The sequence below is a fragment of the Corynebacterium sp. LaCa117 genome (genome assembly GCF_046717765.1).
Taxonomy (GTDB): Bacteria; Actinomycetota; Actinomycetes; order Mycobacteriales; family Mycobacteriaceae; genus Corynebacterium; species Corynebacterium kefirresidentii.
Window position 1 is genome coordinate 1,222,118 of record NZ_CP177102.1, and the last position, 21,083, is coordinate 1,243,200.

The following is a 21,083-nucleotide window of genomic DNA, read 5'->3' on the forward strand; positions in this document are numbered from 1 at the left end:
CGCACACTGCTAGGAGGTAGGTTTTAGTGTCTCAAGACTCACTCTTTGGCGGGCCCACCCCCGGGGACAATGCCGCGTCTTTGCCTGGGAAGAACCTCTTTGCCACCCACGCAGGATCGCCGCTGGCGGCGCGCATGCGCCCGCAGAGCTTGGATGAAGTGGTCGGACAAGACCACCTTTTGGCTCCTGGCAAGCCATTGCGCCGCCTAGTGGAAGGCTCAGGGGAGGCCTCTGTCATTTTGTATGGCCCGCCAGGTACTGGCAAGACCACGATTGCCTCTCTTATTGCAAGCCAGATGGGGCAGAATTTTGTGGGTCTATCCGCGCTCGATTCGGGAGTGAAGCAGGTCCGGGAGGTCATCACCCACGCCCGGCAAGTGCTCATTCACGGGCGCCGGACGGTGCTTTTTATCGATGAGGTACATCGTTTTTCTAAAACCCAGCAGGATGCGCTGCTCGCGGCCGTGGAAAACCGCACGGTACTGCTCGTGGCGGCGACGACGGAAAATCCCTCATTTTCCGTTGTGGCGCCGCTCCTGTCGCGCTCGCTGCTTTTGCAGCTGCATTCGCTAAGCGACGCCGACTTAAGGGGCGTCGCCAAGCGCGCGCTAGAAAGCGATCGTGGCTTGGGCGAGCGCAAGATTCGGATCGCCGACGAGGCCTTGGAGCAGTTAGTTCTTTTGGCCGGCGGTGATGCGCGGCGCACATTGACCTACCTGGAGGCGGCGGCCGAGGCGGTCGACGACGGCGGGGAAATTACCGCACAGACGGTCACAGACAACGTCAATAAGGCGGTGGTGCGCTATGACCGGGACGGCGACCAACACTACGATGTGGTCTCTGCGTTTATTAAATCCATTCGTGGCTCCGATGTTGATGCTGCGCTGCACTATCTAGCCCGCATGGTGGAAGCAGGAGAGGATCCGCGCTTTATAGCGCGCAGGCTCATAGTGCATGCCTCCGAAGACATCGGTATGGCCGATCCCACTGCGCTCCAGGTAGCTGTGGCGGCGGCCGAGGCCGCACAGCTCATCGGAATGCCGGAGGCGAGAATCCCCTTGGCGCAGGCCACCATCCATCTGGCCACCGCGCCGAAGTCTCCATCGGTTATCTCCGCCATCACGCAGGCCCAGGCAGATGTGGCCGCCGGCAAGGTGGGCCACGTGCCGGCGCATCTGCGCGATGGACACTACGAGGGCGCAAAGCGGATGGGAAATGCCGTGGGCTATGTTTACCCCCACGATGATCCCCGCGGCGTAGTAGAACAGCAGTACCTGCCCGATGAGTTGGAAGGCTCCGTATATTATGAACCCACCGATCATGGAGCTGAAAAGCGTGTTTATGACTATATAGGCCGATTGCGCAGCATTATTCGCGGCAAGCGTTCTCCCGGTAAAAACGCTCGCCGACCGCGCTGATACCTACCCAAGGGAAATTGCGGTGCGGCGAAGGGTAAAGTTGGGCGGGTTAGAAACTTCTCGATAGAAGATGAAAGCTCATACAGTTAGGATTGTTGCTCGTGAAGACTCATGAGATCCGGGAACGGTTTACCCAGCACTTCGTCAATTCTGGTCACGAGGCGGTACCAAGTGCCTCGCTGATCCTGGATGACCCTAACCTGCTTTTCGTAAACGCGGGCATGGTCCCATTCAAGCCTTACTTCCTGGGCCAGCAGAACCCGCCCTTTGCCAAGGGGCTCGCCACTTCTATCCAGAAGTGCGTGCGCACCCTGGATATTGAAGAGGTGGGCATTACCACCCGCCACAACACCTTCTTCCAGATGGCCGGAAACTTCTCCTTTGGCCAGTACTTCAAGGAAGGCGCCATCACCAATGCCTGGACCTTGCTTACCGGCGCCGTGGACGAGGGTGGATTTGGCCTGGACCCAGAGCGCTTGTGGGTGACGGTGTACCTGGATGATGATGAGGCCGCCGAAATCTGGCGCGATAAGATTGGCGTTCCTGAAGAGCGCATTCAGCGCCTGGGCATGGAGGATAACTACTGGTCCATGGGTATCCCTGGACCCTGTGGCCCGTGCTCCGAGATTTATTACGATCGCGGTCCTGAGTACGGCAAGGACGGCGGACCCATTGCCGATGATAACCGCTACATGGAGATCTGGAACTTGGTCTTCATGCAAAACGAACGCGGCGAGGGCATTGGCAAGGGCAACTTTGAAATCGTTGGCGAGCTGCCCAAGAAAAACATCGATACCGGCCTCGGCATTGAGCGCGTGGCCTGCATTTTGCAGGGCGTAGACAACGTCTACGAAACAGACCTGCTGCGTCCAGTCATTGACGTAGCTGAGGAACTTACCGGTGCCACCTACGGCGATAAGGCTTCTCAGGAAGACAATATCCGCTTTCGCGTGGTAGCGGACCACTCCCGCACCGGCATGATGCTCATCTTGGATGGCGTGACCCCGGGCAATGAGGGCCGCGGATATATCCTGCGTCGCCTGTTGCGCCGCATTATCCGTTCCGCCAAGCTGCTGGGTGCTACCGGTGCCACCATGGAGCGCTTCATGAACACGGTCATGGATACCATGACCCCGTCTTATCCGGAGATTGCGGACAACCGTGAGCGCATTCTGCGCGTGGCCGTCAACGAAGAAAAGGCCTTCCTCAAGACTCTGGAGTCCGGCACCCGCCTCTTCGACGATGCCGTGCAGGAGCTCAAGTCCACCTCTCGCGCGAAGACCGCAAAGGTCCTGCCTGGTGAGAAGGCCTTTGAGCTGCACGATACCTATGGTTTCCCCATCGACTTGACGCTGGAAATGGCCCAGGAAGCGGGCCTTGAGGTGGACATGGATGGCTTCAACGATGCCATGGGTGAGCAGCGCCGCCGCGCCAAGGCCGATAATCAGGCCAAGAAGCACGGGCACACTGACCTTTCCCTCTACCGCGACTGGGTAGACAATAACCCCACCGTCTTCACCGGCTACGAGGAGCTTACTTCCGACGCCCGCGTGATCGGCCTTGTCCGCGGCGGAGAAAAGGTCGATGAAGTCCACGAGGGTGAAGAGGTCGAGGTCATTTTGGACCACACCCCACTTTATGCCGAGGCGGGCGGCCAGATGGCTGATCGCGGGCGCATTGTGGCCGGCGAGTCCTTGCTGGAGGTCAATGACGTCCAAAAGATTGGCAAGAAGCTGTGGGTCCACAAAGCCACGGTTACGGCTGGCGGCCTAGACCTGGGCATGTCGGTTGAGGCGGGCGTCGATGAGCACTGGCGCCACGGTGCTACCCAGGCTCACTCTGCTACGCACCTCATTCACGCCGCACTGCGCCAGGTGCTTGGCCCCACCGCGGTCCAGGCTGGTTCTATGAACCGCCCGGGTTACCTACGGTTTGACTTCAACTACACCGAACAGCTCAGCCAGGCCCAGCTGGAAGAAATTGCCTTGATTACCAACCAGGCAATTGACTCCAATTTTGTCGTCAACACCATCGAGACCTCCTTGGAAGAGGCTAAGGCCATGGGCGCCATGGCGCTCTTTGGTGAGAACTACGGCAAGGAAGTCCGCGTGGTAGAAATCGGCGGACCGTTCTCCATCGAGCTATGCGGCGGTACCCACGTGGGATCCTCCGCTGAAATCGGCCCGGTTTCCGTGCTGGGTGAATCTTCCGTAGGCTCTGGCGCTCGCCGCATTGAGGCTTACTCCGGTATGGATGCCTTCCGTTACTACTCCAAGGAAACCGCCTTGGTGGAAGGAGTCTCCCGCGAGCTTAAGGTACAGACCGAGGACCTGCCTGAGCGCATTGCTCAGCTATCTGAGAAGCTCAAGGCAGCAGAAAAGGAAATCGAAACCCTGCGCAAGCAGCAGCTGGCTGCGCGTGCCTCCGAGTTTGTCGGCGCCGCCAAGGACATCAATGGTTTCAAGGTTATTGCGCTGACGTTGCCGGATGGAACCACCGGTGGGGACCTGCGCACCGTGGCTACGGACCTGCGTAACCGCCTGCGCGAGGAAGAAGCCGTCATTGTCTTGGGCGCCCAAGACAAGGGCAAGTTCCCGTTCATCGTGGCAGCTACCGACAAGGCTGTCGAACGCGGTGTGAAGTCCGGGGACGTCGTCAAGCAGTTTGGCCAGTACGTTGATGGCCGCGGCGGCGGTAAGCCGGACATGGCCCAGGGCTCCGGTTCTTCAGCTGCAGGTGCAGAGCGCGGCTTTGCCGCCGTCGAGGATATGCTCGAGTCCCTGTAGGAGTTCGAACGTGGCACAAGTGGAACCAGATATCCCCGGGGTTGATGATCCGGGGCAGGGCCGCCGGCTCGCGCTTGACGTCGGTACTGTGCGCATCGGCGTAGCAGTGTCCAATAGGGAAGCAACGCTTGCCACCCCAGTGGAGACCGTTCACCGCGAAACCGGGTTTAAGGACCGCGATAAGGGTGATATCGACCGGATCCTAGAATTGATTGATTTTTATGCGGCGGTCGAGGTCATCGTGGGGCTGCCACGAGATTTGCAGGGAAATGGCTCAAAAAGCGTAAAACATGCTAAAGAAATTGCGTTTCGGATCCGCCGTCGGTTGAATCGAAATGCAAATATGGATAAAGTTCCACCACCAGTACGTTTGGCTGATGAGCGTTTGACTACCGTGGCAGCGACCACCGCGCTGCGCGCGTCAGGCGTGTCCGAGAAGAAGGGCCGTAAAGTCATCGACCAAGCAGCAGCGGTGGAGATATTGCAGACATGGTTGGACGGGCGTGCAAATGCTCTTCGTCCAGGGGATGCAATAGATCAGCCTTCAAACTCAGGAGACTAAAACAAGTGAGCCGTAATCAAGAACGTCTCGGTCGATCGATGGAGCCGAAACACGTCAAGCGCCGCCAGCGCGGCATTGCCGTTATCATTGCGTCGATCATCGTTATCCTTGGCGCCCTTATCTACATCGGATTCCGTCTCGGCAATACCTCTGCCGATTATGAGGGAACCGGCAACGGTACCACCCAGCTGGTGGAGGTGCCGGAAGGCTCGTCGATGTCCGAGCTCGGTCCTGCACTGGTGGAAAAGAATGTGGTCAAGACCCAAGACGCCTTTGACTCTGCTGCGTCTATGAACCATAGCGCAAGCCAAATCCAACCTGGCTTCTACCGCCTGCAGGAAGAGATGAGTGCCAACGCCGCGGTAGAGGCGCTATTGGATAAGAATAACCGCGTCGACATGCTCGAAGTCCAAGGCGGCGCAACCTTGGAGGACGTCAAGGTTGTTGGTGGAGACGTTCGTTATGGCATCTACTCCTTGATTTCTGAGGTCAGCTGCAACGATGGCAACTGCCTGAAGAAGGAAGACCTAGAAAAGGTCGCTGCGGAAACTGATCCTGCTGAGCTGGGTGCGCCACAGTGGGCACTCGAGGCCATCAACAAGCGCGGCAACGATCCTAAGCGCATTGAGGGTCTTATCGCTCCAGGCCAGTACGTCCTAGACCCCAATATGGAGGCCAAGGACATTCTGAAGGACCTCATCACGCGCTCTACCAAGCGCTACAACGAGACCAAGATCGAAGAACGCGCCCAGGCTATCGGACTGAGCCCTTATGAGCTGCTCACTTCCGCTTCCTTGGTGGAGCGCGAGGCGCCCGCCGGTGAATTCGACAAGGTCGCCCGCGTCATCCTCAACCGTCTGGACGAGCCAATGCGCTTGGAGTTTGACTCCACTGTGAACTATGGCTTGGAAGACGTTGAGCTGGCCACCACCGATAAGGCCCGTGAAGAGAAGACCCCGTGGAATACCTACGCAAAGGAGGGGCTACCAGATACCCCGATTGCTTCTCCTTCGGATGATGCAATCAAGGCCATGGAGCAGCCTGCTGAGGGCAATTGGAAGTTCTTCGTTACCGTGGATAAGGAAGGCACCACCGTCTTCTCCGATACCTACGATGAGCACTTGGGCCGCGTTGATGACGCCATCCGCTCCGGCGTGCTTGACTCCAAGCGCGAAGGGGAGGGTGCTGGTTCCGGCAACGGCGACGCCGCTGCCGATCAGCCCGCCCAATAAAGTCGCGAAGACCACGAAGAGGTAGAACCCGATGCCACGTGCGGCAGTCCTTGGTAGTCCCATTGAGCACTCACTGTCTCCGGTGCTTCATAATGCTGGCTACGAGGCTGCCGGGCTCGAAGGTTGGGACTACACCCGCTTTGAAACGGCTGCAGAGGGCTTAGCAGATCTGGTGCGGGGGAGTACCCCTGAGTTCGCCGGATTCTCCGTCACCATGCCGGGTAAGTTCGCCGCCCTCCGCTTTGCGGATACCGTAAGCGAGCGCGCTCAGCTGATAGGTTCCGCAAACACCCTGGTGCGTAAAGAAGAAGGGTGGTTTGCAGACAATACCGACACCGAAGGCGTGCGTGGCGCTCTCAAAGAACTTTTGGGGGATTCCCCTGCACGGCACGCGATGCTCATTGGAGCCGGGGGCACAGCGCGTCCCGCTTTGTGGGCGCTGGCTGAGCGCGGAGTGGCTACCGTCACCGTGCTCAATCGCTCGGACCGTAGCGCCGAGCTACGGCCACTTGCCAAAGAGCTGGGACTGGAGCTTTCTTTCACCGGTTTCGATGGTGACCTTTCTGCGCTGTCTCGCGCAGCCGATGTCATTGTATCTACCGTCCCCGCCGCTGCGGTGGAGGACTATGTCTTTGACATCGCCCACGCCCCGGTGCTCGACGTCATTTATGATCCCTGGCCCACGCCGCTGACCACGTGCGCGGCGGCCAACGGGTACAAGTCCGTCGGCGGACATGTCATGCTCGCATATCAAGCATTTAGCCAGTTCGAGCAATTTACCGGCGTGGCCGCACCGCGGGAAGAGATGCTAAATGCATTGAATGAGGAATTGCAGCGGCGGTCGCAGACGGTCAAATAGGACGAGGCCTCGTCAAGTGCGGACTGTCCTTCGCGTCTGGCTCACGCTGCACAATTCGCCCTCTGAGTGGAAGCCTCGAGCGCTAGGCGGTACCTCGCTTTACTCTAAGTCCCGTGTTGATCTTTGGGGGAATTGTTTATTGCCTTTGGGCCGCGGCGCTGTCTTGGTGGGACTTTCGGCATCGCCGCTTGCCCGACTGGTTGACGCTGCCAGCCGCTGCGTTGTCACTTGTACTTGCCAACTGGGGCGGGCTGTGGTGGCCGGGGATATATCTCGTGCTTGGGCTGGCCCATGCAGGGGTGGGCGGCGGCGATATTAAGCTGGCCGTGCCCTTAGGGATGCTGGTAGGGCATGTTGCTGGGTTTATAGGGGTGGTGGCGGCGAGCGGCTGCGCGTCCCTGTTAACGCTCGGCTGGTCTGTGTGTGCTGGGCAGAAAGAAAGCGCGCATGGCCCCGCGATGTTATTGGCGGCGGCAATCGTCGTGGCTTGTGTTTACCCTTTTTGAGGGGGTGGAAGAATATATTGCGGGGCCAAGTTCATACCGGATTGGCCTCATCGTGCGATAATACCCGCATGCTTCGTTGGACTACTGCAGGTGAATCCCACGGCCAGGCTCTTATTTCTCTGCTGGAGCACATGCCCGCCGGGGTCCCAATTACCCGCGCCGATATTTCGCATCAGCTTTCCCGGCGCCGCCTTGGCTACGGCCGTGGCGCCCGCATGAAGTTTGAGGCTGATGAGGTTACCGTGCTCGGCGGAGTCCGCCACGGGCTGACTCTGGGTAGCCCTATTGCCATCATGATTGGCAATACGGAGTGGCCGAAGTGGACCACCATCATGTCGGCCGATCCACTGGATATGGACGATGAAGAAAATATAAAGGCCATGAATTCTGGACGGGGTGCAGCCCTGACTAGGCCGCGTCCAGGACACGCGGATTTTGCCGGAATGGTGAAATACCGCCACAGTGAAGCGCGCCCCATTCTAGAGCGTTCTTCCGCGCGTGAGACGGCGGCCCGTGTGGCCGCAGCTACCGTTGCGCGCAATTTCCTGCGCGAAACCTTGGGCGTCGAGGTTCTCTCTCACGTGATTTCTATTGGCGCTTCCGAGCCTTATCAGGGGCCTGCGCCAGCGTTCGCGGACATCGAGGCTATCGATGATTCACCGGTCCGCGCCTGCGATAAGGCGGCTGAAGCCTCCATGATTGCGGAAATTGAGGCCGCAAAGAAGCAGGGTGATACCTTGGGCGGCATCGTTGAAGTTGTGGTCGATGGCCTGCCTATCGGGTTGGGCTCGCACATTTCCGGCGATGACCGCTTGGACGCACAATTGGCCAGCGCCTTGATGGGCATTCAAGCTATCAAGGGCGTGGAAATTGGCGATGGTTTTGCTGAGGCCCGTCGTCGCGGTTCCGCTGCCCACGATGAGATGGTGCGAACCGAAGAAGGCGTATCCCGCCTCAGCAACCGTGCAGGGGGACTCGAAGGCGGCATGACGAACGGGCAGCAGCTGCGCGTGCGGGCGGCAATGAAGCCAATTTCTACCGTTCCGCGTGCCTTGCGCACTATTGATATGGAGTCCGGCGCTGAAGCTACTGCCATCCACCAGCGCTCCGATGTGTGCGCGGTTCCGGCGGCGGGCGTCGTTGCAGAAGCAATGGTTGCCCTCGTTCTTGCGCGGGCCGTGCTAGAAAAATTCGGTGGCGATAGCCTCGAAGAAACCTCCGCGGCCATCGCCGCGTATGATAAATACGTTTCGGACCGCCTTGCTTTTGACCAGGAGTAAGTTATGACCACCCCAACCGCAGTTACGGGACTGCCCCGTCCACGCGTTGTTTTGGTTGGCCCGCCAGGTGCGGGTAAATCCACCATTGGCCGTCGCCTTTCCCACGCCTTGAGCTGCGAACTGGTGGATTCGGATCACCTTATTGAACAGGCTAAGAATAAGCCGTGCGGGGAATTGTTTAGCGAGCTAGGTGAACCTGACTTTCGCGCGCTCGAAGCCGAGCACGTTGCTGCGGCACTGCGCACTGGTGGAGTAGTCAGCCTCGGCGGCGGGGCAGTGCTGACGGAGTCCACTCGTGACCTCCTGGAGCGGCACACCGTAATTTTTTTGGATATTTCCCCTGAAGAAGGCGCAAGGCGCACCTCCGGTGATAGCAATCGGCCGGTGCTTGCGTCCGACAATCCACTCGAGCACTACCGCAACCTCGTCGAAGCGCGGCGCCCTTATTACCAGGAGGTAGCCGATTATCGAGTGCGCACAGATACCCGAACCCCGCAGCAGGTAGTAGGCGATATTCTCGGTTTCCTCGATACCCTTTAGCTGCCCGCTGCGCACGTACTTGTTCCTCGCCACACTGCCTCGGCGGCGAACGGAAAGGACCACCATGCCCACCATTGCCGTTAATGGACCGCAGCCATATGAAGTTCGCATTGGCGCTGGTCTCAATAAAGACATCGCGCAGCGCTGCGCGGAGATTGGCGCTAGCCGGGCAGGTATTGTCTTCCAACCGCCGCTGCGCGCCGCCGCCGAGCACCTAGCAGAGCTTATTGGGGCCCAGGGGGTTGTGCCCGTGCTCATTGAGGTTCCCGATGCTGAGGCGGCCAAGCAACTCAGCGTCGTTGGCGGTGTATGGGACAAGCTGGGGGAGAAGGGCTTTAACCGGCGTGACGTCATCATCGGCCTAGGCGGTGGTGCCACCACCGATATGGCGGGGTTTGTGGCGGCTGGGTGGATGCGTGGCATCAAGATTATCCAGGTGCCTACCACGCTATTGGCCATGGTTGATGCCGCCGTGGGCGGAAAAACCGGCATCAATACGGCGGCCGGGAAGAATCTTGTCGGCGCCTTTCACGAGCCGGATTCCGTCTTTGTGGACCTAGAGCGCCTTGGCACCCTGCCCGAGGCGGAAATCGTTGCCGGTTCGGCGGAGATCATCAAAACTGGGTTCATCCATGACCCGGTAATTCTGGAACGCTATGAGGACAACCCTGGGGCCTGCGTGGACCCGCAGGGCTTCTTGCCAGAATTAATAGAACGCTCCATCGCAGTAAAAGCCGCCGTGGTAAGTCAAGACTTGAAAGAGTCAGGTATGCGCGAAACGCTGAACTACGGTCACACCTTTGGCCATGCTGTGGAGCGCCGTGAGAACTACGAATGGCGCCATGGCAACGCGGTGGCAGTGGGCATGATGTTTATTGCCCACCTGTCGCATTCCCGCGGACTCATTGACGCTCAACTGGTGGAAAAGCACCGCCGGATCCTGCACAGCATTGGGCTTCCCACGCGGTATAAGGCAGGCCATTTCGCCGACCTGTATGAGGCCATGACCCACGATAAGAAGAATAGGGACGGAAAAATCCGGTTTGTGGCCTTGACTGGGGTGGGTGAGACCACCCGCCTGGAAGGTCCTAACTTGGAAGAGCTCGAGGCGGCCTACGCCGCGATTTCGGAGTAGAAGATGAAGATTATTGTTCTCAACGGCCCGAACTTAAACCGCTTGGGAAAGCGACAACCGGATGTCTACGGCTCAACCACCTTGGCCGATGTGGAGCGCATGATTGCCTCGCGTGCCGCCGAACACGGGGTAGAGGTGGAATGTTTTCAATCCAACCATGAGGGTGAGCTCATTGAGAAGGTACATGCCGCCGCGGATGCGGGCCATCCCGTGATTATCAACCCTGGCGGGTTTACCCATACCTCGGTGGCTTTGCGCGATGCCCTGGCTGAAGTGGCGGAGGGAGCCGGATTCGTCGAAGTGCATATCTCCAATGTGCATGCGCGCGAGCCCTTCCGCCATCACTCCTATCTCAGTCCGATTGCCCGCGGTGTGATTGCTGGCTTGGGGGTCTTTGGTTACGTTGCGGCAGTGGACTACCTCTGCCAATAGAAGCGTCCCACTGGGCTTCGTGGCGTCCGGGCAGAAAGAAAACGGCCCGACCGCGGTGGCAAGGTCGATATACTGGGTGAATACTTTCAACACCGCAGTCAACCCAGGAGGATTAAATCATGGCTTTGGCAGATACCCGCTTTAGTGACCGGCGCCGCAAGCTTGCCGCGACACTAGCCAGCCAGCGCATCGATGCCGTTTTAGTAACCCACCTCACGCATGTGCGTTATCTTTCGGGGTTTTCCGGCTCCAATGGTGGTCTGCTTTTGCGTAAGGATCTTTCTGCACAGGTTGCTACCGATGGCCGCTACACCACGCAGATTTCCCGCGAGGTTCCTGATCTGGAAGCTATTAAGGGGCGCGCTGTAGGCAAGGTGCTCCTGCAGCAATTCGCCGATGTGCAAGGACCGGTCCGCGTGGGCTTTGAGGCAGACTACCTGACGGTATCTGAATTGAAGGAACTCGAAGATTCGGCCCCAGAGTCAGTCACCTTGGTCCCTGTAACTGGCGTGATTGAAGATATTCGGCTGTTCAAAGACCCACTCGAGCTGGAAAAACTGGAAGAAATTGCTGCGCTGGCTAATCAGGCGCTGGAGGAACTCCTGGCCGCAGGCGAGCTGCGTGCCGGCCGCACGGAGCGTCAGGTGGCTGCCGATTTGGAGTACCGGATGCGCATGCTCGGCTCGGAGCGGGTGAGCTTCGATACCATCGTCGCTTCCGGTCCCAATTCGGCCATGCCACACCATGGTGCGGATGACCGGGTCATCGAGGACGGAGATTTGGTGACCATCGACTTCGGTGCGCATCTGCGCGGGTTCAATTCCGATTGCACGCGCACCTACGTCGTGGGCGCGGCGAATGACTTTGCTAAAGAAATTTATGATGTGGTGCTACGCGCCCAGAAAGCGGGCGTGGCAGCGTCGGTGCCGGGCGCTAAGCTTGCCGACGTCGACGCAGCTTGCCGCGACATTATTTCCGCCGCCGGCTATGGCGATTACTTTGTGCACTCGACTGGACACGGAGTAGGTCTCGACGTACACGAGGCGCCCTTCGCCGCCCAGACCGGGAAGGGCGAACTGGCCGCGGGCATGACCTTGACCATCGAGCCGGGCATTTACGTGCCTGGCAAGGGCGGTGTGCGCATCGAAGATACTCTTATCATTACCGATGGCGCGCCGAAGATCATCACCGCCGCGACGAAGGAGTTTACCGAGCTACCCGCCTAGTGGCTGAGAACCTTGGAGTTGAGTAGCTGGGCGACGTTGCGGTTGCCCAGGTGCGTGAGGTGGTTGAAAAGGTTGTGCGGTACGGAGTACTCCCACTTGCCGGAAATCCAGCGCGTGCTATCCGGCGCACACATGCCATGGTTGATGGAATCGGCGCGTAGGTCGTAGTACTGGACACCGTTGGCACGTGCTGCCTTGTACATCGCGCTATTGATTTGGTCCTCGCCGGTGCGTACCAGGCCCGCGTAGTCCAGATTGAAACCGGCGTCGGTGGAGCCCGGCGCGGACGTGCGTACCGGGCATACGGCCCCGTTACGGGCGGAGATGGCGGGATACCCTACGACGGTGATGTGCGCATGAGGCGCGGCCTGACGGACACGCTGGATGGAACGCTTCATGCCGTCAAAATAAGGATTGGCGGAAGATAGCGATGGCCGCAAAATTTCCTGGAGGTCGTTGGCGCCGAACTGAATCAAAACATTCTTGGTTGCACCATTGAGATCGTTATTGGCAATGGCCCCGTTTATCTGCTCCTCGAAGTCCTTGCGGTGCGACTGGCCGGCGGCTTTCGCGGCAGAACAGGCGTAGTTGGCTACGTGCTGGCCAGAAACCCGCTCCAGTTCGCGGCCTACATTGCTGTGACCCTGCGGGCAGCCCTGCGGGGAAGGTGCACCCGGGGTGTCTTTAATGCCATGGGTAGCAGACGAGAGAGCAGTGTCTGCTGCGGGGGACAGGCTGGAGGTTGTCCCGATCTGGCCATAGGTAGGGTTAGCGAAGATAGAATCGCCGAACATCACGGTTTGGGCATCCGCCGCCAGTGCTTGAGGAGCGCTAAGTGCTGCTAAAGCTGCGCTAGTCACGGTAGCCACAGCAGAAAGCTTCTTGAAAGGCATCGCAAAAATCCTTGGTAGAAATGTGAAAAATTAATACGGCAAGACTGTACCGTACAGCCAGTTATCGTTGGATAAAAACCATTACGTGTCTGTTCTCCACCTGCTGCGTATGGTCACAAGCTGCGGAAGTTTCTCTTTTAGCCAAGATAGGGCAGAAGTGTGGGGCGGAAATGGGGGACCAGTAATACCCCGAAAGGCAGTTGTCCGGTAGGCTTGATCATTGTTTTCAACCTTTAGTCCACAATTTCGGGAGTTTAACCGCAATGGCTGATACTACTGATTTCAAGAACGGCCTCGTTCTGAAGATCGACAACAAACTGATGCAGATCGTTGAGTTCCAGCACGTAAAGCCGGGCAAGGGCCCAGCCTTCGTGCGTACCAAGCTTAAGGATGTTGTCTCCGGCAAGACCGTGGACAAGACCTGGAACGCAGGCGTGAAGGTAGAGACCGCTACCGTGGACCGCCGCGATATGACCTACCTCTACAACGATGGCACCAGCTACGTCGTCATGGATGAGAAGACCTTTGAACAGTTCGAGCTCCCGCCGGAGAAGTTTGGCGATGCCGCTCGCTTCCTGCTGGAGAACATGCGCGTACAGGTTTCCTTCTACGAGGATGAGGCGCTGTTCGCAGAACTGCCTATTTCCGTAGACCTCAAGGTCGAGCACACCGAGCCTGGCCTGCAGGGTGACCGTTCCTCCGGCGGCACTAAGCCTGCCACCTTGGAGACCGGCGCGGAGATCCAGGTTCCGCTGTTTATCGAGATCGGCAATGTTCTCAAGATCGATACCCGCACCGGTGAGTACCTCTCCCGCGTCAACAACTAGGGCATCTGACTGTGTCTGATAACACCCCTAAGCGCGACATTAACTACAAGCGGCACACCGCGCGCTATCGCGCACGTCGCCGCGCCGCGGACATCCTATACGAGGCTGAGAATCGAGACATCGATCCCGTAGCCATCGTGGAAGACCGCATCGCTTTGGCGCGCGAAGATCGCAATGCGGTAGCGCCGATTGCCGAGTACACCAAGGTCATCATCAAGGGAGCAGCGGAAGAGCTAGACGTCATCGATGAGACTATCGCTCGCTACCTTTCCGAGGACTGGGAGCTACACCGCATTCCTGCAGTAGATCGCGCTATCCTGCGCGTTTCGGTCTGGGAACTGCTCTTCAATCCCGAGATTCCTACTGCTACCGCTGTAGTAGAAGGCGTAGAAATCGCCTCTCAGTACTCCAATGAGCAGGCGGCACCGTATATCCACGCGGTATTGGACGATGTGGCGCAGTCTCGCTCCGCCGAAAGCCCAATGTCTGCAGAACACCAGGGCCTAGAAGAAGACGGGCACGATACTGCTGCGGCTGAAGACACGACGGATGCCGTGTCCCCGGTCGAATCATCAGAGACTGCGGGCAACGCAGCCGCAACTGATGAGGCCTCCGCACCAGCGGAAGACTCGGCCCAGTAATACCGGCGAGTAGTAGCCGCGCCCTTTAGCGTGAGCCATTTTCCGTCCGCGGCTGGCTTGGTTGAAATACCAGGCTGGCTGCGGGCGGTATTTTTGTACCATGGCAAGCATGGGCAAATTTAAGATTCATGATGCACTGGACCTGAGGGCAGGAAAGAATTTCCGCCTCGCTGATGTAGACCCCGCCGGCACGCCGGGGTTTAGCGGCTCTAAGAACGACCTTGCCGCTCGCTTTGCGCATTACGACGAAGAGCTTTATGAGCTCCAAGAGCGTCTTTTTGCTAATGGCCGCGCACATGAAGAAAATGCGCCGTCATTGCTGGTGGTTTTGCAAGGTATGGATACCTCCGGCAAAGGCGGTGCCATCCGAAATGTCCTTTCGGTCTTTGACCCGCAAGGCACCAAAACTGTCGGCTTTGGCAAACCGACAGACGAGGAACTGGAGCACGACTTTTTGTGGCGCATTCGCAAACATGACCCCGTGCCGGGCCAAATCGTGGCGTTCGACCGCTCCCATTATGAAGATGTGCTCATCCAGCGGGTGCATAAATGGGTAGACGAAGACGAAGTGGACCGCCGTTTTGCAGCCATCCGGGACTATGAGCAGGAAATTGCCGGCAAAAACGTCAAGATTTTAAAGATATTCCTGCATATCTCTCCACAGTTCCAAAAAGAAAACTTGCTGGAGCGCACCGAACGCGAGGACAAATATTGGAAATACGACCCATCCGATATTGAGGAGCGCGGATACTGGGACGAGTACATGGCTGCTTATGAAGATGCCATTCGCCGAACGGATGAGATCTGGGCACCGTGGTACGTCATCCCCACAGATAATAAGAAGTACGCCCGCATGGCATTGAAGTTCCTCATCGTGGACGCGCTGCGCCACCTAGAGCTTTCTTGGCCCGCACCGGATTTTGATCCGGAAGAAGAACGCCAACGCATTCTCGACGCCGAGTAATTGTGCACAAAAAGCTCCCTTTCTGCCGCCTTTTCCAGATGAGGAATGGCGGGCTCAGGGAGCTTGGTTCTTTGGCGGGCTTAGCTAACTCGTGGCATCTTAAGCACCCGAGTTATTGCCTTCCGCGCCGGCCTTGCCAGCAGTTTCGGAGCCAAGCTTGGCCATCTCTTCTGCAGCAGAGACCATAGCGTCCTGCCCACGAATTACGCCGTCTACTGCAGATTTTAAGGCTGCCTGCAGCTGCTCGTCATTCATACCAGCGGCAGCGGGGATATCGCGCTCGGTGCGCACGACGAGCATGTCATCGTGCTCTGAGATAACCGCGCGTGCTCCGAAAGCTACCGAGTTGATCTGGTTTGCAGCCAGAAATAGGCCAGCGTCGGCCTTGGAATAGGCGGCGTCGGTAGGCACGTCGCAACGAACGATAACGACGGAGTCTAGTACCGCGAACATGGTGGGCAGACCATTGAGGTTAGCGGTGGCTGCGTCGATATCAGCGTCCATTGTGGTCAGCTCAATATCGAAGGTACGCATTGCCTCGATAACGCGGTCCAGGCTGATTTCTGGCAGGTTATTTTCCGTAGATGCATTAGTCATGGTTGTGCTCCTCCCAGGTCACGAGCTGTGGGTAATGTTCCTCGACGAAGGCGAAGGACTGCAGCATAGAGTCCAGGGTGGACATCACAAAGGAACCAATCTGGTTCCGGGATAGGCCGTGTGCCACATTAATTTCGCGTACACCGGAGACCGCGAGGTTGTTTTCTGCGGACTCGAAAAAGCGCAGGGTCGGTGCAAAGTGCTGCTGGTTCCACTGGTTGAGAACCATCAGCAGGCTCGGTCCCTCAGAAGAAGGGACATTGCCGCGCCACACAGAATCGGCGACGAGGACGTCATCGCGAACCTGCATAGCAATGGCAACATTGGAAAAGCCGGTACGCAGGATACGTACGGTCTCGTCCTCGCCTACAGGCTGCTCTTCTAGGCGGTACTCGAGGTTTTCGGACTCAAAGATCTCACCAATACGCTCGAGAGTAACGGGCTCTACCGGCGTATCGGGATACAGGGTTGGTTCTTCAGACACTTAAACAGTCTCAATCCATGTACTAATCGGGGTTAAGGTCAACCCTTCCCAGCCTACCTAACTACACCCGTGCTTTCTGGCAGGAGAAGAACACCGCAGGTCTTGCTCGGAAGTTATATCAGGGTGGTGCAGTACGTGCGCGTTGCCGCAACGAGCTGCGATGGTGAATCACTGCCCACAACCTTTGGCTGACCGACAAATTGCGTCGCACTCCGGTGGCGCTGCGCCAAACGTGTTTGGGGCGTCCACGGGGAGTGGCCCGCAACTAGCAGAGGCTTTCGGCACCCAGTTCATGCGCCAAGGCGGCGTCGATAGTGGGGTAGCGGAAGCTATGACCGAGCTCGGTGAGCACGGTGGGTGCTACGCGCTGTTCTGCCAAGGCTAATTCCTGGGCGCCCTCGCGCCCGAGCAAGAGTGCAGGACCAAAGGAGGGCACAGGCAAAATAGCCGGCCGGTGGAGCTCTTTGCCCAATGCAGCAACGAACTCCTTATTGAGGACCGGGTTGGGGGAAGCCGCATTGACTGGGCCGGAAAGCGAATCATCCACGATGGCGCGGAAATAGGCATCCGTAAGGTCATCGATGGCAACCCAGCTAAACCAGAATTTGCCATCGCCAAAGGGGCCTCCCAGTCCGGTGGAGAAGAGGGCTCGCAGCAGCGGCAGTAGGCCGGAGCCGCCTGACATGGCAATGCCGGTGCGGATATTGACTACGCGGGTGCCCGCTGCGCGGGCGGGTTCGCAGGCGTCCTCCCACTGGCGCACGACATCGGCTAAGAATCCCTCGCCCGGTTCGGAGTCTTCAGTTAAGACTTCCTCGCCCCGGTTTGCGCCATAAAAGCCGATAGCAGAGGCGCACACCATGGCTTTTACGGAGGGCGTTTCGCCGGCGATGCGAGCCAAGCTCCGGGTAGGGCCCACGCGGGAATCCCGAATGGCAGCCTTGTGTTCCTCATTGAAACGGCCGAAGATGGGCTCGCCCGCAAGGTGGACGAGGACGTCCACGCCATCTAGCAAATGCGGATCGGGGAGGTTGGTATTCCAGTGGCGCTGGCCACTGCCCGCCTTACCACGCACGAGCTGGATCACTGTATGGCCGGCGGTGCGTAGCTGCGCAGTAAGCGCCGTGCCCACACTGCCGCGCGAACCTGTCATCGCAATGGTCAATGGTCGGGTATTAAGTCCTGCATCGCGCAGCCGCTTGAAGAAGGCAAAGTCTTCAATCAGCTGATGCTGACGATAGGCAAAGACTGATTTCAATGCGGAGGAAGGAACGCGCGTGTCCACCTCATCCGTCACCCGGGTACCGGCTGGGTCCTCGGCGAAGGTGTGGGTGTGGCGCCACTGAGTCAGCTGGCGCAGTGGGGAATTGACGCACTCATCACTAAAGGAATAGCCCTCCTGGTAACGGGACAACACATGTTGTGCCTTCCACTGCAGGCCACCAGGCAAGCGCAGAATCGAAGTGCCATCACCCAGGCTCTGTGCTTGTTGCACTGGGGTCATAAAGGCGAACGGGGCGTTGAGCCGGGTGAGAGCACCGGGGCGGGTATGCCAGTCCCAGACATCTGTGCGGGGAGCAGGGACTACGTGCTGTGCGGAAAAACTCACCGTCGAAGTACCTTTCTGGGTTGCCTCACCCGAATGGCGGGTAGGGTGCTAAAGTATCTTGTGTCTAACACCATAGACACTTTTGAGACCATCTATCGGCATCCTTTAAAGACCGCACCGTGAGGCGGGGAAGGAGGTCACGATGAGTGAAACTGACGCTACCGCGAAACAATTGGAGCTTTTAAGCTCCGATGATGTCTCGCGTACCGTTGCACGCATCGCGCACCAGATCATTGAAAAAACGGCGCTCGATTCCGCGGAAGCCCCGCGGGTCATTTTGCTTGGCATTCCCTCTGGTGGCGTGCCGCTAGCACAGCGTCTTGCACTTAAGATCGCAGAATTTTCCGGGGTAGAAGTCCCATGGGGCTCCCTCGACATCACCCTCTACCGCGATGATTTGCTCAATAAGCCGCATCGCGCATTGCAACCCACCACCATTCCTACCGGCGGTATCGATAACGCGATTGTCATCCTGGTTGATGATGTTTTGTATTCCGGCCGCACGATTCGCGCCGCCCTTGATGCGCTAAGCGACGTCGGCCGGCCCGATATTATCCAGCTCGCAGTTCTGGTAGACCGCGGCCACCGCGAAGTTCCCATCCGCGCAGATTATGTGGGCAAAAACCTGCCTACCGCGCGAGAAGAAGACGTCACCGTATATAACAATGAGATTGACGGTCGAGACGCAGTCGTGCTGACCCGAGCTGCCGTCAACCTCGATGCCGCAGGCACTGAGAAGGGGGAGGCATAACCATGAAGCACCTCATCGATATGGCGGAGCTCGATAAGTCTGAAATTATCGGCCTGATGGATGAAGCGGATCGCTTCCGCGAGGCCCTCGAAGGCCGCGAAGTTAAAAAGCTTCCTACCTTGCGCGGGCGCACCATCTATACGCTTTTTTATGAAAACTCCACTCGCACCCGTTCCTCCTTTGAAACGGCCGGCAAGTGGATGTCGGCGGACGTCATCAACCTATCCGCCTCCACCTCCTCGGTAAAGAAGGGCGAGTCCCTGAAGGATACGGGCCTTACCTTGGCCGCCATCGGCGCCGATGCGATCATCATGCGTCACCCTTCCTCTGGTGCACCGCAGCAGCTGGCCCAGTGGGTAGCCCCTGAGGGCAAGGGCCCCTCCGTTATCAACGCCGGTGATGGCGCCCACCAGCACCCAACGCAGGCGCTGCTTGACGCGGTAACCATGCGGCAACGACTCGGCTTGCAGGGCGAGCAAGGCTTTGCCGGTCTCAAAGTGAAAATTGTGGGCGATTGCCTGCACTCGCGCGTGGTGCGCTCTAACGTGGATTTGCTTAACACGCTGGGGGCAGAGGTAACCCTCGTGGGGCCAGCTACGCTTATGCCCTTTGGGGTGGAGAATTGGCCGGTGCGCGTGTCCTATGACTTTGATGCAGAGATCGCCGAGGCCGATGTGGTCATGATGCTGCGCGTGCAGCAAGAGCGCATGAATGGCGGCTTCTTCCCGTCCCACCGCGAATACGCCAACCTCTTCGGCCTGTCCAAGGACCGCGCGGCTGCAATGCACAAAGACGCCATTGTCATGCACCCTGGCCCTATGCTGCGCGGCATGGAGATCAATTATGGCGTGGCCGATCTGGATAAAACCGCCGTCCTACAGCAGGTACACAACGGCGTGCACGCCCGCATGGCCGTGCTGTTTACCCTGCTGACCAATGGCGAAAACGCCGGCATTTAATATCGCGACCCGCAATCAACCTTAGGGAGAGAAAATGACTACTTACCCAGAAACCGGTCGCCTTTCCGCGCCGGCGGAATCCCCACTTGTGATTAAGAATGTGCGCTTGTATGGCGAAGGCGAGCCCACCAGTGTGCTGGTTAAAGATGGCGTTATTTCAGCCATTGGCGGTGACGTTGCGGCACAAGACGCTAAGGTCATTGATGGCGAGGGCAACGTTCTGCTACCGGGGCTCGTGGATATGCACGTGCACCTGCGCGAGCCCGGCCGTGAGGACACCGAAACCATCGAGACCGGTTCCAAGGCTGCCGCTAAGGGTGGTTTCACCGCCGTGTTTACTATGGCCAATACAAACCCGGTGACCGATCAGCCGATCATCGCGGAATCCGTGTGGGCTAAATCCCAGGCCTTGGCGCTGTGCGACGTCCACCCAGTGGGCTCTATTACCAAGGGCCTGGAAGGCAAGACTCTGACCGAGTTCGGCATGATGGCTCGCTCGGATGCCAAGGTCCGCATGTTCTCCGATGATGGCAAGTGCGTTCAGGATCCGCAGCTGATGCGTCGTGCTTTGGAATACGCCAAGGGTATGGATGTGCTGCTGGCTCAGCATGCCGAAGATGACCGCATGACCGGCGGTGCTTCGGCGCATGAAGGCGAGACCGCAGCCAAGCTAGGCCTGCGCGGCTGGCCGCGCGTGGCGGAGGAATCCATCGTGGCCCGCGATGCACTCTTGGCGCGCGACTATGGCAATCGCGTGCACATTTGTCACGCATCCACTCAGGGAACCGTGGAGCTGCTCAAGTGGGCCAAGGAGCAGGACATCCCGCTGACTGCTGAGGTCACCCCGCACCACCTGTTGTTGACTGACGATAAGCTGCGCACCTACGATGGCCTCTTCCGCGTTAACCCGCCGTTGCGCGAGAAGCGCGATACCGAAGCGCTGCGCCAGGCGCTGCTCGACGGCACCATCGACTGCGTGGCCACTGACCATGCCCCGCACGGCTTCGAAGACAAGTGCGTGGAGTTTGAAAATGCCCGCCCAGGCATGTTGGGCCTGGAATCTTCCCTGGCCGTTATCGCCAAAATCTTCGTTGAGACCGGACTGGCCGATTGGCGTTTTGTCGCCCGCGTCATGTCCGAGCGCCCGGCGGAAATCACCCGCCTTCCGGGTCACGGCCGTCCCATCGCAGAAGGCGAGCCCGCGAATTTGACCATTGTGGACCCAGCCCACCACTGGGTGTCTGATTCCTCCAAGCTGGCATCCAAGTCCGAAAACAACCCGTATGCAGGTGAAGAGTTCGGCGCCCGCGTTACCCACACCATTTTGCGAGGAGCCGTCACTTTTGACTTGGCAGCCTCCGAAGAAGACTAACCTTGCACAC

The 21,083-nt window shown here is 58.5% G+C and carries 21 protein-coding genes; 17 read left to right on the plus strand and 4 right to left on the minus strand.

Annotated elements, in window-relative coordinates; genetic code table 11:
* The first annotated feature begins 26 nt into the window (after positions 1–26).
* The 11 genes from ACLI1L_RS06095 to ACLI1L_RS06145 all read left to right on the plus strand — a co-directional run bounded on the left by ACLI1L_RS06095 (position 27) and on the right by ACLI1L_RS06145 (position 11,976).
* Positions 27–1,418, plus strand: coding sequence for a replication-associated recombination protein A (locus ACLI1L_RS06095; protein ID WP_411708308.1), 1,392 nt, complete (start codon positions 27–29; stop codon positions 1,416–1,418).
* A 101-nt stretch (positions 1,419–1,519) separates the two neighbouring features.
* Positions 1,520–4,204 carry an alanine--tRNA ligase gene (gene alaS, locus ACLI1L_RS06100; RefSeq protein WP_411708309.1) on the plus strand — a complete coding sequence of 895 codons (2,685 nt, stop codon included), beginning with the start codon at positions 1,520–1,522 and terminating at the stop codon, positions 4,202–4,204.
* 10 nt (positions 4,205–4,214) lie between these two features.
* A complete protein-coding gene (gene ruvX / locus ACLI1L_RS06105) occupies positions 4,215–4,766 on the plus strand; it encodes a Holliday junction resolvase RuvX (RefSeq protein ID WP_411708310.1) in 552 nt (183 codons plus the stop codon).
* 38 nt (positions 4,767–4,804) lie between these two features.
* Positions 4,805–5,998: an endolytic transglycosylase MltG gene (gene mltG / locus ACLI1L_RS06110; protein WP_049360718.1), complete on the plus strand. Its 1,194-nt coding sequence runs from the start codon at positions 4,805–4,807 to the stop codon at positions 5,996–5,998.
* Positions 5,999–6,029: 31 nt separating this feature from the next.
* Positions 6,030–6,857, plus strand: coding sequence for a shikimate dehydrogenase (locus tag ACLI1L_RS06115; RefSeq protein WP_411708311.1), 828 nt, complete (start codon positions 6,030–6,032; stop codon positions 6,855–6,857).
* A 113-nt stretch (positions 6,858–6,970) separates the two neighbouring features.
* A complete protein-coding gene (locus ACLI1L_RS06120; protein WP_411708312.1) occupies positions 6,971–7,363 on the plus strand; it encodes a prepilin peptidase in 393 nt (130 codons plus the stop codon).
* A 68-nt stretch (positions 7,364–7,431) separates the two neighbouring features.
* On the plus strand, positions 7,432–8,643 hold the full coding sequence (aroC, locus tag ACLI1L_RS06125; protein ID WP_411708313.1) for a chorismate synthase: 1,212 nt from the start codon (positions 7,432–7,434) through the stop codon (positions 8,641–8,643).
* Between the two features lie 3 nt (positions 8,644–8,646).
* The gene (locus ACLI1L_RS06130; protein ID WP_411708314.1) at positions 8,647–9,183 is read left to right on the plus strand and encodes a shikimate kinase; all 537 of its coding nucleotides are present in this window, start codon (positions 8,647–8,649) and stop codon (positions 9,181–9,183) included.
* A 64-nt stretch (positions 9,184–9,247) separates the two neighbouring features.
* Positions 9,248–10,318, plus strand: coding sequence for a 3-dehydroquinate synthase (gene aroB / locus ACLI1L_RS06135; protein ID WP_086587594.1), 1,071 nt, complete (start codon positions 9,248–9,250; stop codon positions 10,316–10,318).
* 3 nt (positions 10,319–10,321) lie between these two features.
* Positions 10,322–10,750, plus strand: a complete 429-nt coding sequence (gene aroQ, locus ACLI1L_RS06140) for a type II 3-dehydroquinate dehydratase (RefSeq protein ID WP_023021463.1) — start codon at positions 10,322–10,324, stop codon at positions 10,748–10,750.
* Between the two features lie 119 nt (positions 10,751–10,869).
* On the plus strand, positions 10,870–11,976 hold the full coding sequence (locus tag ACLI1L_RS06145; RefSeq protein ID WP_411708315.1) for a M24 family metallopeptidase: 1,107 nt from the start codon (positions 10,870–10,872) through the stop codon (positions 11,974–11,976).
* Here the strand turns inward: ACLI1L_RS06145 and ACLI1L_RS06150 are convergent.
* The gene (locus ACLI1L_RS06150; RefSeq protein WP_411708316.1) at positions 11,973–12,869 is read right to left on the minus strand and encodes a GDSL-type esterase/lipase family protein; all 897 of its coding nucleotides are present in this window, start codon (positions 12,867–12,869) and stop codon (positions 11,973–11,975) included. The genes ACLI1L_RS06145 and ACLI1L_RS06150 overlap by 4 nt on opposite strands.
* A 263-nt stretch (positions 12,870–13,132) precedes the next feature.
* Here ACLI1L_RS06150 and efp point away from each other — a divergent pair, with 263 nt between their 5' ends.
* From efp to ACLI1L_RS06165, 3 genes are all read left to right on the plus strand, one after another.
* Positions 13,133–13,696, plus strand: a complete 564-nt coding sequence (efp, locus tag ACLI1L_RS06155) for an elongation factor P (RefSeq protein ID WP_023021466.1) — start codon at positions 13,133–13,135, stop codon at positions 13,694–13,696.
* An 11-nt stretch (positions 13,697–13,707) separates the two neighbouring features.
* A complete protein-coding gene (gene nusB, locus ACLI1L_RS06160) occupies positions 13,708–14,337 on the plus strand; it encodes a transcription antitermination factor NusB (RefSeq protein ID WP_086587598.1) in 630 nt (209 codons plus the stop codon).
* A gap of 109 nt (positions 14,338–14,446) precedes the next feature.
* Positions 14,447–15,301: a PPK2 family polyphosphate kinase gene (locus ACLI1L_RS06165; RefSeq protein ID WP_411708317.1), complete on the plus strand. Its 855-nt coding sequence runs from the start codon at positions 14,447–14,449 to the stop codon at positions 15,299–15,301.
* A 99-nt stretch (positions 15,302–15,400) separates the two neighbouring features.
* Here the strand turns inward: ACLI1L_RS06165 and ACLI1L_RS06170 are convergent, their stop codons facing one another.
* The 3 genes from ACLI1L_RS06170 to ACLI1L_RS06180 all read right to left on the minus strand — a co-directional run bounded on the left by ACLI1L_RS06170 (position 15,401) and on the right by ACLI1L_RS06180 (position 17,991).
* Positions 15,401–15,898 carry a YbjN domain-containing protein gene (locus tag ACLI1L_RS06170; protein WP_411708318.1) on the minus strand — a complete coding sequence of 166 codons (498 nt, stop codon included), beginning with the start codon at positions 15,896–15,898 and terminating at the stop codon, positions 15,401–15,403.
* Positions 15,891–16,382, minus strand: a complete 492-nt coding sequence (locus ACLI1L_RS06175) for a YbjN domain-containing protein (RefSeq protein ID WP_023021470.1) — start codon at positions 16,380–16,382, stop codon at positions 15,891–15,893. Before ACLI1L_RS06175 ends, ACLI1L_RS06170 begins: the two co-directional genes overlap by 8 nt.
* Positions 16,383–16,647: 265 nt before the next feature.
* Positions 16,648–17,991 (minus strand): TIGR01777 family oxidoreductase, encoded by a 1,344-nt coding sequence (locus tag ACLI1L_RS06180; protein ID WP_394286623.1) that lies wholly within the window; start codon positions 17,989–17,991, stop codon positions 16,648–16,650.
* Between the two features lie 142 nt (positions 17,992–18,133).
* Here ACLI1L_RS06180 and pyrR point away from each other — a divergent pair, with 142 nt between their 5' ends.
* From pyrR to ACLI1L_RS06195, 3 genes are read left to right on the plus strand one after another with little or no spacing between them, the layout of a single operon-like run.
* A complete protein-coding gene (gene pyrR / locus ACLI1L_RS06185) occupies positions 18,134–18,742 on the plus strand; it encodes a bifunctional pyr operon transcriptional regulator/uracil phosphoribosyltransferase PyrR (protein ID WP_239204044.1) in 609 nt (202 codons plus the stop codon).
* 2 nt (positions 18,743–18,744) lie between these two features.
* Entirely contained in the window at positions 18,745–19,701 is a 957-nt protein-coding gene (locus ACLI1L_RS06190) for an aspartate carbamoyltransferase catalytic subunit (RefSeq protein WP_086587612.1), read from the plus strand.
* A gap of 34 nt (positions 19,702–19,735) precedes the next feature.
* Positions 19,736–21,073, plus strand: coding sequence for a dihydroorotase (locus tag ACLI1L_RS06195; RefSeq protein WP_411708319.1), 1,338 nt, complete (start codon positions 19,736–19,738; stop codon positions 21,071–21,073).
* The last annotated feature ends 10 nt before the right edge of the window (positions 21,074–21,083 follow it).

Excerpts from the sequence above, each read along its gene's own strand:
- mltG (WP_049360718.1), top strand. The coding sequence starts at position 4,805 with ATGGAGCCGAAACACGTCAAGCGCCGCCAGCGCGGCATTGCCGTTATC.
- ACLI1L_RS06115 (WP_411708311.1), top strand. The coding sequence starts at position 6,030 with ATGCCACGTGCGGCAGTCCTTGGTAGTCCCATTGAGCACTCACTGTCT.
- aroC (WP_411708313.1), top strand. The coding sequence starts at position 7,432 with ATGCTTCGTTGGACTACTGCAGGTGAATCCCACGGCCAGGCTCTTATT.
- ACLI1L_RS06130 (WP_411708314.1), top strand. The coding sequence starts at position 8,647 with ATGACCACCCCAACCGCAGTTACGGGACTGCCCCGTCCACGCGTTGTT.
- aroB (WP_086587594.1), top strand. The coding sequence starts at position 9,248 with ATGCCCACCATTGCCGTTAATGGACCGCAGCCATATGAAGTTCGCATT.
- aroQ (WP_023021463.1), top strand. The coding sequence starts at position 10,322 with ATGAAGATTATTGTTCTCAACGGCCCGAACTTAAACCGCTTGGGAAAG.
- ACLI1L_RS06145 (WP_411708315.1), top strand. The coding sequence starts at position 10,870 with ATGGCTTTGGCAGATACCCGCTTTAGTGACCGGCGCCGCAAGCTTGCC.
- ACLI1L_RS06150 (WP_411708316.1), bottom strand. The coding sequence starts at position 12,869 with ATGCCTTTCAAGAAGCTTTCTGCTGTGGCTACCGTGACTAGCGCAGCT.
- efp (WP_023021466.1), top strand. The coding sequence starts at position 13,133 with ATGGCTGATACTACTGATTTCAAGAACGGCCTCGTTCTGAAGATCGAC.
- ACLI1L_RS06165 (WP_411708317.1), top strand. The coding sequence starts at position 14,447 with ATGGGCAAATTTAAGATTCATGATGCACTGGACCTGAGGGCAGGAAAG.
- ACLI1L_RS06170 (WP_411708318.1), bottom strand. The coding sequence starts at position 15,898 with ATGACTAATGCATCTACGGAAAATAACCTGCCAGAAATCAGCCTGGAC.
- pyrR (WP_239204044.1), top strand. The coding sequence starts at position 18,134 with ATGAGTGAAACTGACGCTACCGCGAAACAATTGGAGCTTTTAAGCTCC.
- ACLI1L_RS06190 (WP_086587612.1), top strand. The coding sequence starts at position 18,745 with ATGAAGCACCTCATCGATATGGCGGAGCTCGATAAGTCTGAAATTATC.
- ACLI1L_RS06195 (WP_411708319.1), top strand. The coding sequence starts at position 19,736 with ATGACTACTTACCCAGAAACCGGTCGCCTTTCCGCGCCGGCGGAATCC.